The 11597-nt window shown below is 61.8% G+C and carries 12 protein-coding genes; 8 read left to right on the top strand and 4 right to left on the bottom strand.

Features of this window, described 5'->3' with window-relative positions; all coding sequences use genetic code 11:
* The first annotated feature begins 45 nt into the window (after nucleotides 1-45).
* Nucleotides 46-492: a DUF4399 domain-containing protein gene (locus AC5E6N_RS07815; protein ID WP_491688097.1), complete on the top strand. Its 447-nt coding sequence runs from the start codon at nucleotides 46-48 to the stop codon at nucleotides 490-492.
* Nucleotides 493-542: 50 nt separating this feature from the next.
* On the opposite strand, the gene AC5E6N_RS07810 is transcribed toward AC5E6N_RS07815, so the two are convergent.
* Nucleotides 543-1409: a DUF2161 domain-containing phosphodiesterase gene (locus AC5E6N_RS07810; RefSeq protein WP_491747293.1), complete on the bottom strand. Its 867-nt coding sequence runs from the start codon at nucleotides 1407-1409 to the stop codon at nucleotides 543-545.
* On the opposite strand from AC5E6N_RS07810, the gene AC5E6N_RS07805 reads away from it, so the two are divergent.
* Genes AC5E6N_RS07805 through AC5E6N_RS07795 form a run of 3 tightly spaced genes read left to right on the top strand, consistent with a single transcriptional unit; the run spans nucleotide 1402 to nucleotide 4500 of the window.
* Nucleotides 1402-1872, top strand: a complete 471-nt coding sequence (locus tag AC5E6N_RS07805; RefSeq protein ID WP_491747292.1) for a 2TM domain-containing protein — start codon at nucleotides 1402-1404, stop codon at nucleotides 1870-1872. The two genes, AC5E6N_RS07810 and AC5E6N_RS07805, sit on opposite strands and share 8 nt — an antisense overlap.
* A gap of 49 nt (nucleotides 1873-1921) precedes the next feature.
* Complete coding sequence (locus AC5E6N_RS07800; RefSeq protein WP_491747291.1) at nucleotides 1922-3136, top strand: MFS transporter; 1215 nt, start codon at nucleotides 1922-1924, stop codon at nucleotides 3134-3136.
* 44 nt (nucleotides 3137-3180) lie between these two features.
* On the top strand, nucleotides 3181-4500 hold the full coding sequence (locus AC5E6N_RS07795; RefSeq protein WP_491747290.1) for an adenylate/guanylate cyclase domain-containing protein: 1320 nt from the start codon (nucleotides 3181-3183) through the stop codon (nucleotides 4498-4500).
* A 15-nt stretch (nucleotides 4501-4515) separates the two neighbouring features.
* Here AC5E6N_RS07795 and AC5E6N_RS07790 read toward each other — a convergent pair whose 3' ends face one another.
* On the bottom strand, nucleotides 4516-4974 hold the full coding sequence (locus tag AC5E6N_RS07790; protein ID WP_491747289.1) for a DUF302 domain-containing protein: 459 nt from the start codon (nucleotides 4972-4974) through the stop codon (nucleotides 4516-4518).
* A 158-nt stretch (nucleotides 4975-5132) separates the two neighbouring features.
* Between AC5E6N_RS07790 and AC5E6N_RS07785 the strand changes: the two genes are divergently transcribed.
* Nucleotides 5133-5522, top strand: a complete 390-nt coding sequence (locus AC5E6N_RS07785; protein ID WP_491747288.1) for a GFA family protein — start codon at nucleotides 5133-5135, stop codon at nucleotides 5520-5522.
* A 47-nt stretch (nucleotides 5523-5569) separates the two neighbouring features.
* Here AC5E6N_RS07785 and AC5E6N_RS07780 read toward each other — a convergent pair whose 3' ends face one another.
* Both AC5E6N_RS07780 and AC5E6N_RS07775 read right to left on the bottom strand, forming a co-directional pair.
* Nucleotides 5570-6436, bottom strand: a complete 867-nt coding sequence (locus AC5E6N_RS07780; RefSeq protein WP_491747287.1) for a prephenate dehydratase — start codon at nucleotides 6434-6436, stop codon at nucleotides 5570-5572.
* Between the two features lie 43 nt (nucleotides 6437-6479).
* Nucleotides 6480-7217, bottom strand: coding sequence for a 3-deoxy-manno-octulosonate cytidylyltransferase (locus AC5E6N_RS07775; RefSeq protein ID WP_491747286.1), 738 nt, complete (start codon nucleotides 7215-7217; stop codon nucleotides 6480-6482).
* A 152-nt stretch (nucleotides 7218-7369) separates the two neighbouring features.
* Between AC5E6N_RS07775 and AC5E6N_RS07770 the strand changes: the two genes are divergently transcribed.
* The 3 genes from AC5E6N_RS07770 to AC5E6N_RS07760 form a co-directional block, all read left to right on the top strand.
* Complete coding sequence (locus tag AC5E6N_RS07770; protein WP_491747285.1) at nucleotides 7370-8077, top strand: c-type cytochrome; 708 nt, start codon at nucleotides 7370-7372, stop codon at nucleotides 8075-8077.
* 180 nt (nucleotides 8078-8257) lie between these two features.
* Nucleotides 8258-10123: an extracellular solute-binding protein gene (locus AC5E6N_RS07765; protein ID WP_491747284.1), complete on the top strand. Its 1866-nt coding sequence runs from the start codon at nucleotides 8258-8260 to the stop codon at nucleotides 10121-10123.
* Nucleotides 10124-10156: 33 nt separating this feature from the next.
* Nucleotides 10157-11597, top strand: a 1441-nt coding sequence (locus tag AC5E6N_RS07760) for an extracellular solute-binding protein (protein WP_491747283.1), incomplete at its 3' end; no start/stop codon positions are given.

Raw genomic sequence — 11597 nt, 5'->3', positions numbered from 1 at the left:
TTTGGTAATAACAGCAGTCAAACGCATCAACAATCAAGGATACTTATGGTGAAAAAACATATACTCTTTGCGGCGGCCGCCGCCCTGCTCGCTTCAGGCCCGGTTCTGGCCGGTGAAACGCCGTCCACACCCGACGCGCAGGTCTATTTCGTCAATATTGCTGACGGCGATACCGTCGAGAGTCCGGTGAAGGTGGTCTTCGGACTGTCGGGCATGGGTGTCGCGCCTGCCGGCGTGGATTGGCCGGATACCGGGCATCATCATCTGTTCATCAATCGACCGCCGTTCGGCGAGGGCGAGGATGGAGCCGATGAAGCCGACTACAACATTCCGGCCGATGACAATCATATCCACTATGGCGACGGCCAGACCGAGACCGTGCTGGAGCTGCCGCCGGGAACACATACCCTGCAGCTCGTGCTGGGTGACAAGGATCACATTCCGCACAACCCGCCCGTTGTCTCGGACGTCATAACCGTGACGGTCAAATAGGGACCGGCCGGCAGCGGCGGTTCACCGCCCGGAGCCGTCGCTGCAGCCGCTCACGGAACGCCCGGTTCCGCAGCGCAGAGCAGATCCACCCGGACGGCATAGTCGCCAAGCGCCCGCTTGCCGTTCGGGCTCATCGCATAAATGCCCGTTTCAACCCGTTCGAACCAGCCGTAATGGTTGTCGGCCATCAGGCGGCGCGCCCGCGCGACGCCGGATCCCTCGGCAACCATGGCGGCTTTTGTCGGACCGTTCTCGCTCAACAGAGCAAGACAGCGAAGCGCATCCTGGCGATAGGCCGTCATCAACCCGCCACGAATCGAGCCGCCGGTGTTGGGATCGCCTTCAAGCCTGGCGAATTCACGCAGCAGCCGCGCGGCACGTCGCGGCGCCTTGCGGGGCTGGTACGGTCCGGGGTCAAGGTGGACCTCGGCGAAACCGTCGCGCAACCGGACGGTGATCAGCCCGAGCCCGAGACGCCTGCACAGCTTGGTGTTCCTGCGCAGCGTAACCTGGAAGCTTCGACCCGCCATGCGCGGCACGGCGACATAAACCGCATCGGTCACCCTCAGACGGTCGACGGCCTGATGGAACAACGCCAGCGAGAAACCGGTTTTCATCTCGACGATCACCGGGTCTTCATCCCCGCGCATGGCGACGACGTCGGCAGCGCCGACCTCGCCCTTGACCTCGTAGCCCTGAGCCTCGAGCAGGGACTTTACCGGTGCGTAAAGATCCGTCTCCCGGATTTTCGACTTTGCCATGACCCATGAGATAGCGGCAAATGGTGAACAAACCGCAAGCGGCCTGACGGCGACCAGTCGCTTCGGTGTCGGGGCGGTGTCGTGGTATTCTCGGTTATTGTCAGCCAGCGTGGCCATGTCGGCAACGACATAAACCAGGAGAAACGGGATGTTCATTCGGAAATTGCGGTTCGACAGGGGCTGGTCGCAGGAAACACTGGCCGAATTGAGCGGATTGAGCGTGAGGACGGTTCAACGCATTGAGCGTGGCGGCACAGCGAGCCTTGAAACACTCGGTGCCCTCGCGGTCGCCTTCGACATGGACATCGCCGAACTGACAACGGAGATGGACATGTACAACAGGCAAGGCAAGTCGGAAGAAGAGCGCGAGGCGATCGAATATGTCCGCGATATCAAGGGCTTCTACACCCACGCGGCCTTTTATGTGGTTTTTGTCGCGGCGATGGGCATTGCCAATCTGTTCGTCGGCCCGCAATATCCCTGGTTCCTGTGGCCGGCGCTCGGCTGGGGCATCGGGCTCGCCGCCCATGGGGTTTCGGTCTTCGAGATCTTTTCGATTTTCGGCGTCGAATGGGAAAAGCGCCAGGTGGAGAAAAGGCTGCAAAGCAATCGCGGCTGACGCGGAAATCCGATAGACAAGCCGGCGCGGCTTGCTCTAGTCTCCGGCGATGACCACAACACCGCAGGCATTGGACAGCTTCTATTCCTGGAAGCGGCTGGCGATTACGCTCGTCATCGCCATGGTCGCGAATGTCGGCATGTGGGCGATCATCGTCATCATGCCGGCCGTCCAGCAGGAATTCGGCATCGACCGGGCCGATACGTCCCTGCCCTATACGGTCACGATGATCGGCTTTGCCGCCGGCAGCGTCTTTATCGGCCGTGCCGTCGACCGCTGGGGCATCACACTGTCGCTGATCGCCGCCGCCCTGTGCGTCGCGGCCGGATATGTGCTCGCCGCCGTCAGCACGTCGGTCTATCTGCTTTGTCTGTGCCAGTTGCTGATCGGCCTCGGCACCGCCGTCGGGTTCGGTCCGCTGATTGCCGATATCTCCCACTGGTTCCTGCGCCGGCGGGGTATCGCCGTCGCCATAACCGCGAGCGGCAACTACCTGTCGGGCGCGATCTGGCCGATACTCCTCAGCCCGGTGCTGGCAGTGGACGGCTGGCGCGCGGTCTACCTGATCCTCGCTGCCGTTACACTCATAGCCCTGGTTCCGCTGTCGCTGCTGTTGCGCCGGCGTATTCCGTTCGAGGCCACACAAAGCGCCGACAGCCTGGCTTCGGAAAACGCGCATTCGGTACAGTTTTCACCGCGCGCGCTGCAATGGATGCTGGTCGCCGCAGGGCTTGGCTGCTGCGTGGCGATGGCGATGCCCCAGGTCCATATCGTCTCGCTGTGCGTGGACCTCGGCTACGGACCCGTTGCAGGTGCGGAAATGCTGTCGCTGATGCTGTTCGGCGGTGTCGGCTCGCGCATCGTTTTCGGTCTGATCGCCGACCGGCTCGGGGGCGTGCCGACACTCCTGATCGGCTCGACGCTGCAATGCATCGCGCTGTTCTTCTATCTGCCCTTCGACGGTCTTGCGTCCCTTTATCTCGTCAGTCTCGTTTTCGGGCTTTCGCAGGGCGGCATCGTTCCAAGCTATGCGCTGATCGTGCGCGAATACATGCCGGCCCGCGAGGCCGGCGCGCGGGTCGGCATCGTGCTCATGGCGACAATCATCGGCATGGCGATCGGCGGCTGGATGTCCGGCTGGATCTACGACCTGACCGGCTCCTATCAGATGGCCTTCATCAACGGCATTTTGTGGAACGTCATGAACATCGCCATCATGGCGACAATTTTCATGAAGTCCCGCAGCCGCGCGCAACCTGCCTAGCTTTCGGCCTTTGAATGCCGCGAGGCGCTGACTATGTATAGCCGATGAGTTCGATCGCCCCTGTCGATGTCAAAGAAGACCTTGCCGCGGCGGAAATCGCCGGTCTGAAGCTGATGCTGAAGGCGCGCACCGTTGTTCTCGCGCTGATGATGGCGATTGTCGGCATTTCGTCCAACTACCCCACCAATCTGATCGGCACGATCGTTGTTGCATTGTTCCTGACAAGCGGGCTGGTCCAGCACCAGATGGTGGGAACCGCGGCCGAGCGCTGGTGGCACAGATACGCTTTCTTCTCGGCCGATATTCTCGCCATCGTCGCGATGTTCGCGTTCATGCCCCTGAGTCTGGGAAGCGACGAAGTTCCGCAGATCATGGTTTTTCGCGCCATCGGCATCGAGTTCGCGTTTCCGCTCGTGGCCCTCGCCGCTTTGTCGTTGACACCGGGGCTGGTGCTTTGGGTCGGCACGCTGATAACGGCCTCGCTGTGGGCAACCTACTTCTGGATCGTCAGCGGCATGGAGCGCACGCTGTCATGGGGCGATCTTCCGGTGGGACCGAGCCGTGAGGAGTTTCTGGACCTGTTTTTGAACCCGGATTTCATCGGCAGCGGCACCCGGTTCATCGAGAGCTTCTTCATCCTGTCCTGCACGGCGGTGATCGCGCTTGTCGTGCGCCGCGCCCGCGGCGTGGTCGTGGCCAGAGCGGCGGCGGACCGTCAGCGGGCGCGTGCCCTGGAGGTGTTCGGACAATACGTCCCGCCGCAGGTTGCGCAGCGGCTGCTGGATTCCCAGACCGCGCTGCTTCCCGAGAGCCGGACCGCAAGTGTGCTCTTTGTCGATATCGAGGGCTTCACCCGGCTTTCGGAGAACAAAACCCCGGAAAGCGTGATTGCCCTGCTCAATGCGTTCTTCGATACCGTCACCGATATCGTGTCGGACCAGGGGGGCGTGGTGATCAGTTTCGTCGGCGATGCCGTGGTTGCCGCGTTCAATGCGCCGCTGCCGGTGGAAGAGCATGCCCGTCAGGCGGCCAGAACGGCCCGCGCGCTCCTCGACACATGCGCATCGCGTGAATTCGGAGGCGAGACACTACGCATCCGGATCGGCGTCGCCACCGGACCCGTTGCCGCGGGCAGCGTCGGCGGCGGGCGGCGCCAGACCTATACGGTCTACGGCGATACGGTGAACCTTGCCCAGCGCCTCGAAACGCTGAACAAGGAGCACGGCACCCGGGCCATGCTGCTGCAGGTAACGGTCGATGCCGCAGGGGCGGAATTTCGTTTCCGCGAAATCGCCTCGACCCGTGTGCGCGGGCGCGCAAATCCGGTCAAGGTCTTCACATTCGAAGACGACGACGCCGGATAGGCGGCGCCGGCGCGGCTATTGTTCCGCCGCCTTGGCCGTCAGGTTCTCGAGCGCGCCGCTCATCAGGCCGATGCTGGGGTGATCGGCTGGCAGGCCATGCGCCTCGGCCATCGCCGCTGGAGAACGGTAAATCAGGACCGAGCCATCGTCCGCCTCGATAACGACAACGCGGATCGGCAGATCGAGGCCCGCTGCCGGCATGTCCCTTATCACCGGCGTGCCAAGTTTCGGATTGCCGAAAATCAGAACCTCGTTTGCCGGAATGCCCATGCCGATCTTGCGGCCGCCCGCCGCGTGGTCGATGCGGGCGAAGACGGTCGCGCCCGCCGCCTCGACGGCCTTTTCAAGCCTGTCCATGGTGTCGGCCGCCGGGTGCGGGCTGGACACTTCCACAAGATCATCCGCCGCTTGCGCCGGAGCGAAGGCCATCGTTGCAAGACTTGCCGCCAGAATGGCCGATGCTAAAAACCTCATCATCATTTTCACCGCTTCTCCGATTGATCTGCGCCGGATCGCCCGGCGCGGCCATTTCGGACGGCGAATGTGGCGGAACTCTGTTGCCGGCGATGATTACTGCTGATACGCAAACACGATCACGCGATCAGACTGGGAAAATCAAACCGGAGGACATCATGCACACGGGTTCATGCCTTTGCGGGAAGGTCACTTTCGAGGTGTCCGGGGACCTGCCGGCGCCGAGCGCATGCCACTGCTCGCAGTGCCGGAAACATACCGGACACTTCGAGGCCTCGACGGACATTCCCCGCTCTGCGGTGACGGTTGAGGGCGAGGAGCATGTCACCTGGTTTCATTCTTCCGAAAAGGTCCGGCGCGGCTTTTGCTCAACCTGCGGCTCGTCGCTCTTCTGGGATCCGATCGACCGGGACAAACACGACTGGACGGCCATCGCCATGGGCGCCTTCGACACACCGACCGGAACACGGCTGGAGCGCCATATCTTCGTCGCCGACAAGGGCGACTATTACGACATCGCGGACGGCCTGCCGCAGAACGAGCAATAGCTCACAACCGCGTAAAAACGGCACATGAAGGCAGTAGACCGACCGGTCTACTCGCCCCGTGCCTGCTCGCTGCGGAAGGGATGCGCCTTGTAAACGCCGAGGACACGCACCTTGGTCGAGAAGAAATGAAGCTCCTCCAGAGCCAGCGCGACGCCCTTGTCGTCCGGGTGTCCCTCGATGTCGGCGTAAAACTGTGTCGCGGTGAATTTTCCCTCAAGCTGATAGCTTTCCAGCTTGGTCATGTTCACGCCGTTGGTGGCAAATCCCCCCATCGCCTTGTAGAGGGCGGCGGGCATGTTGCGCACGTTGAAAACAAAGGTCGTGACGATCAGGTCGTCGGGATTGTCCCTTGTTGCAAAATCGCCGTCGCGCGACAGGACGACAAAGCGGGTCACATTCGTGTCCGTGTCCTCGACATTCTCCTGCAGGGTTTCGAGGCCGTGGAGCTCCGATGCCAGCCGTGGCGCAAGCGCGGCCTTTGTCGGATCCGCCATTTCGGCCACCTGCCGCGCCGCGCCCGCCGTGTCGCCGGCCACCACCGGCTGCCAGCCGTGCTCGCGCACGACCTTGCGGCACTGGCCGAGCGCGTGGATGTGGCTGTGCACGGTCTTTATGCCCGCCGGATCGGCGCCCGGCAGGATCAGAAGCTGGAAATGGATCGGCATGAAATATTCGCCGACAATGTGCAGGTTTGATTCCGGCAGCAGATAGTGGATGTCCGCGACCCTGCCGGCGATGGTGTTTTCGATCGGCATCATCGCAAGGTCGGTCTCGCCGCTCGTCACCGCGTTGAAGGCGTCCTCGAAGGTCGGGCACGGAAACGGCTCAAAATCGGGAAACATGTCTCGGCAGGCCATGTCGGAATTTGCCCCGAATTCGCCCTGAAAGGCGATCTTGCTTTTATTTTCAGCCATTTATGGAACCGTCCAGCATGCAGTGTTGTGACAATCCGGTACGTCAGGCCGACAGGACGCGCCTTGCCCGTTCCAGATCGGCGGGAGTATCGACACCGAGGGGAACGGAGTCAACGATTGCGACGTCAATGCGCATGCCGGCCTCCAGCGCACGCAACTGCTCCAGCTTTTCGCGCCGTTCCAGAACCGACGGCGCAAGGGCGACAAAACGAGACAAAGCGTCGCGGCGATAGGCGTAAAGACCGATATGGTGGTAGAGAGGCCCGTCCCCATGGGGTGCCGTCGCGCGGGTGAAATAGAGCGCCCGCAGCCGGTCGGCGGACAGCGGCGAACCAACGACCTTGGTCACGTTCGGATCGGTTTTTTCCCGCTCCTCGGTGATTTCGACCGCCAGCGTCCCGATATCGGTTCCCGGAGCCTCAAGGGGCGCAAGCGCGGCGCGCACCACATGCGGCTCGATGGTCGGCAAATCTCCCTGAACATTGATGACAACGCTGAAATTTTCTTGCGAATCAATGGCTTCAAGGGCTTCATGGATTCGGTCGGAGCCCGATGCATGGTCCGAGCGGGTCATGACCGCTTCAAAACCCGCCGCCTTGACCGCCGCCGCAACCTCGGTGTTGTCGGTCGCAATCACCACCGGCCCGACCCGCGCCTCGCTTGCCCGGCGGGCGACATGAACGATCATCGGCTCGCCGGCGATATCGGCAAGCACTTTTCCGGGTATACGGCTTGAGCCCAACCGCGCCGGGATAAGCACCAGATTTGATTGGGACGCCATGATTGATTCCAAAAATGAGCCCGGCGGGTTAAAGACTTATTGGACTGATTATAAACAGTGTTGCAACGGCCAAGCAAAAGACATAGGTTCCGCGCGAAATCAAGACTGTGCCGGCATCGGGGTTGTGCCGGCAGGACAAGGAGCCCTTGAGAATGAACTCCTCCTTCCTCAACGCAGCGGCCGGCGCGTTCCTGGCGGTCGTGTTCGTTGTCTTTACCGTCTCAATCGCCTCGGATGCCATCTTCCATTCCAGCGAGCCGGAAACGGAGGGTTTCGCGCTCGAGGCCAGCGAGGGCGGACCGGCCACGGCGACCGCCGCGGTCGATGAAGGGCTGCCGCCGATATCGCCGCTGCTTGCAAGCGCCAGCGTCGAGGGCGGAGAGCGTGCCTTCCGCAAATGCGTGGCCTGCCACACGGTCGAGGACGGCGGCGCCAACAAGGTCGGCCCCAACCTCTGGAACATCGTCAACAAACCGGTCGCGGCGGTCGACGGTTTCGGCTACTCGACGGCGATGACAGACTACGCACAGGGTGGCGCGACGAGCTGGGGCTACGAGAACCTCAACAGCTTTATCGAAAATCCGCGCAAATATATGCGCGGCACGGGCATGAGCTTTGCCGGCATCAGGAAGCCGGAAGAGCGCGCCGATATCATCGCCTACCTGCGCTCGCTCTCCAACGAGCCGGCGCCTCTGCCGTCGGCCGACCAGCCGGCCGAGGAAGCCGCTGCCACGACGGATGAAACAACGGCTGCTGCGGCAGACGGAGCCGCGGCAACCGACGATGCTTCAGCGCCGGCGCAAACCGATGATGCGGCAGCCGGAGCCGACGACGGTTCGACCGAATCCGCCACCGAATAGGCTCACGCAAATGTGTAGCTTCGAAAGCCGGGCTCGCCCGGCTTTTTTGTCGTTTGGCGGGCGGTATGCCGATTCCTGCCTGTTCTTTGTCACAATTTGCCCTATTGTGAGGCTGGGCGGCGCAGACAAGTGCAGCCCGAGCCGGCACATGGGCTGCGCTGGATAATCAGGAGGTCGTTTTTGACGGTTTTCCCGCTGTTTGAACGAAACACATCCGCCGTGGCATTCATCGCCGCTTTGCTTGCCGCACTGTTTTCAACATTTCCGTCCGAACGTTCCTTTGCCGATGACGCGATCTGGCATCACGGCAGCGCGCTGATCGGTGAGCTGAAATACCCGCAGGGCTTCAAGCGGTTTGACTATGTCAACGCCCAAGCGCCGAAAGGCGGGCGCGTCAATGTCTCGGCCAATGGTTCTTTCGATTCCCTCAACCCGATCCTCGCCAAGGGCGAGATGGCGGAAGGTCTCGGCTTTGTCTTCGAAACGCTGATGACGCCGTCACTCGACGAGATCGCATCGGATTACGGTCTGCTCGCCGAAGCCGTCAGCTACCCGGATGACTATTCTTCCGTGACCTATCGCCTTCGCCGCGAGGCGCGCTGGCATGACGGAAAGCCAGTGACGCCCGAAGACGTCATCTGGAGTTTCGAAAAGGCGGTCGAGCTCGATCCGCAGCGGCAGTTCTACTACCAGCACGTGACCGGTGCGGAAAAAACCGGTGAAAACGACGTCACCTTCACATTTGACGAGAAGAACAACCGCGAACTGCCGAAGATCGTCGGCCAGCTGCTGATCCTGCCGAAACACTGGTGGGAGGGAACGGACCCTTCCGGCAGGCAGCGGTCCATCGCGGCAACGACCCTTGAACCGCCGATGGGGTCCGGCCCCTACCGGATATCGCGCGTCTCGCCCGGTTCGAGCCTGGTGTTCGAGCGGGTTGACGACTATTGGGGTCTCGATCTGCCGGTCAATGTGGGCAGCAACAATTTCGGCGAAGTCCATTACAGCTATTTTGCCGACCGCAATGTCGAGTTCGAGGCCTTCAAGGCCGGTGAGATCGATTTCTGGGTGGAAAACGCCGCGCGGCGCTGGGCCCATGACTATACGTTCCCGGCGGTCAGGGACGGCCGTGTCGTGCGTGAGGAACTGGAAAATCCCTATCGCTCATCCGGCGTGATGGTCGGTTTCATTCCCAATCTGCGGCGCGAGAAATTCCAGGACCCGCGCGTGCGCAAGGCGCTCAACCACGCATTCGATTTCGAAGAACTCAACCGCACCATCTTTTTCGATCAGTACCAGCGTATCGACAGCTTCTTCTACGGCAGCGAGCTGGCATCCGGCGGAATGCCGGAGGGCCGGGTTCTGGAAATCCTGGCATCGGTGCGCGACAAAGTGCCCGAAGAAGTGTTCACCACGGCCTATGCCAATCCGGTGGGCGGCGATCCGCAGAAGCTGCGCAACAATCTGCGCGAAGCGGTGAAGCTGTTCGGGGAGGCGGGCTACGAGATCAGAAACGGCACGATGGTCAATGCCGGGACGGGCGAACCCTTCACCTTCGAGATCCTGCTCAACGGCCCGATCATCGAACGCGTGGCGCTGCCCTATGTCGAGAACCTCAAACGGATCGGCATCGACGCAACTGTGCGGTCCGTCGATCCGGCGCAATACGCCAATCGCCAACGCAGCAGGGATTTCGACGTCATCTATTCCGGATGGGCGCAATCGCTCTCGCCGGGCAATGAGCAGTTCGAATATTGGGGCTCGGCAGCGGCCGACCGGGAGGGCTCGGCCAACTATGCCGGCATCGCCGATGAGGGCATCGACGCGCTGATCGACAAGATTGTCTTTGCATCGGACAGGGACGAACTCATCGCGGCGACAAAGGCGCTGGACCGGGTGCTCCTGGCGCATCAGTTCGTGATTCCGAGCTATACGAGCCGGGTCGCCCGGATCGCCTATTCGAGCCGGCTCAAACATCCCGATCCGCTGCCCACCCATTCCATCGGATTTCCATCCATCTGGTGGTCTGCGGACGCAGTGGACTAAGACATGGACGGGCATAGGAAAACAGCGCGCTTTGTGTCGTCGAGACGTGGTTTCCTCCTCTCGGCGGGAGCTGCGGCGGCCAGCCTTGCCATTCCGGCCCGGCTGGCGTTCGCGAAAAATCCGGCGGGCGAAAAACTCCACGGCATTTCGGCATTCGGCGAGCTCAAATATCCGCCCGGGTTTGAACGGTTCGACTATGTCAACCCGCAGGCCCCGAAGGGCGGCACGTTTTCGTTCCTGCCGCCGAACTGGTACTTCAATCAGAACTACCAGACGTTCAACACCCTCAATACCTTCATCCTGCGTGGCGACGCCCCACCGCGCATGGAGCTGTGTTTCGACCGTTTGATGATCCGGGCAATCGACGAGCCGGACGCGCTCTATTGTCATCTCGCCGAATGGGTGGAGAGTTCCGAGGACCGCAATACCTGGCGCGTCGGTATTCGTCCCCAGGCGAAATTCCATGACGGAACGCCGGTCCTGGCAAAGGATGTCGTCTTCAGCTTCCTGACGCTCAAGACGGACGGCCACCCCACACTCGCCTCCACGCTGCGGGACCTGACGGACGCGGTGGTATTGGACGAGCGAACCGTCGAAATCCGTTTCTCCGGCGAACAATCGGCGCAATCCATCCTGTCGGCGGCCAACATCCCGGTGCTTTCCGGCGTTTATTATGAAACGCATGATTTCACCGCCGGAACATTGGACATCCCGCTGTCCTCAGGCCCCTACCGGCCGGGACGCATCGAGCCGGGCACGTTCATCGACTTCGTCCGTGTCGAGGATTACTGGGCGCGCGACCTGCCGACCGCGCGCGGGCTGGACAATTTCGACCGGCTGCGGATCGAGTTCTTCGCCGAGCGGCAGGCCGGGTTCGAGGCCTTCAAGAAGGGTGACATCGTGTTCCGGCAGGAGTTCACGTCCAAGACCTGGGCAACGGAATACGGGTTTCCTGCGATCCTCGACGGACGGGTCACAAAGACCACGTTTCCGTCGGAAAAACGTCCCATCATGCAGGCCTGGGCGGTCAATCAGCGGCGGGCCAAACTCGCGGACCGGCGCGTGCGCGAGGCGATCAACCTTTGTTTCGACTTCCAGTGGACCAACAACAAGATATTCTACGACGCCTATACGCGCTCCCAGTCGCTGTTTGAGAAGTCGGAGTTCGTGGCGACGGGCACGCCCGACGAGGCGGAGCTCGCTCTGCTGGAACCGCTCCGCGGCGAGGTGCCCGAGGAGGTTTTCGGCGAGGCGGTCATGCAGCCGGTCTCGGACGGGTCGGGCCGCGACAGGCAATTGCTGCGGCGGGCCGTCAAGCTGCTTTCCGATGCCGGCTGGTCACGCGACGGCAATGTTCTGAAAAAGGGCGGCGAAACGCTGACACTCGAAATCATGATCCGCTCTCCGGTGTTCGAGCGATTGCTGTCGGGCTTTGTTGAAAACCTGCGCCGCGTCGGCATCGATGCGACGATGC

The organism is Hoeflea sp. (genome assembly GCF_984452065.1).
This window is presented reverse-complemented; position numbering and strand designations above follow the sequence as displayed.

What these genes read in the sequence shown, in the direction of transcription:
- AC5E6N_RS07805 (WP_491747292.1), top strand. Translation starts at nt 1,402, where the DNA reads ATGTTCATTCGGAAATTGCGGTTCGACAGGGGCTGGTCGCAGGAAACA.
- AC5E6N_RS07775 (WP_491747286.1), bottom strand. Translation starts at nt 7,217, where the DNA reads ATGGCGTCCCAATCAAATCTGGTGCTTATCCCGGCGCGGTTGGGCTCA.
- AC5E6N_RS07815 (WP_491688097.1), top strand. Translation starts at nt 46, where the DNA reads ATGGTGAAAAAACATATACTCTTTGCGGCGGCCGCCGCCCTGCTCGCT.
- AC5E6N_RS07780 (WP_491747287.1), bottom strand. Translation starts at nt 6,436, where the DNA reads ATGGCTGAAAATAAAAGCAAGATCGCCTTTCAGGGCGAATTCGGGGCA.
- AC5E6N_RS07770 (WP_491747285.1), top strand. Translation starts at nt 7,370, where the DNA reads ATGAACTCCTCCTTCCTCAACGCAGCGGCCGGCGCGTTCCTGGCGGTC.
- AC5E6N_RS07785 (WP_491747288.1), top strand. Translation starts at nt 5,133, where the DNA reads ATGCACACGGGTTCATGCCTTTGCGGGAAGGTCACTTTCGAGGTGTCC.
- AC5E6N_RS07795 (WP_491747290.1), top strand. Translation starts at nt 3,181, where the DNA reads ATGAGTTCGATCGCCCCTGTCGATGTCAAAGAAGACCTTGCCGCGGCG.
- AC5E6N_RS07790 (WP_491747289.1), bottom strand. Translation starts at nt 4,974, where the DNA reads ATGAGGTTTTTAGCATCGGCCATTCTGGCGGCAAGTCTTGCAACGATG.
- AC5E6N_RS07810 (WP_491747293.1), bottom strand. Translation starts at nt 1,409, where the DNA reads ATGAACATCCCGTTTCTCCTGGTTTATGTCGTTGCCGACATGGCCACG.
- AC5E6N_RS07800 (WP_491747291.1), top strand. Translation starts at nt 1,922, where the DNA reads ATGACCACAACACCGCAGGCATTGGACAGCTTCTATTCCTGGAAGCGG.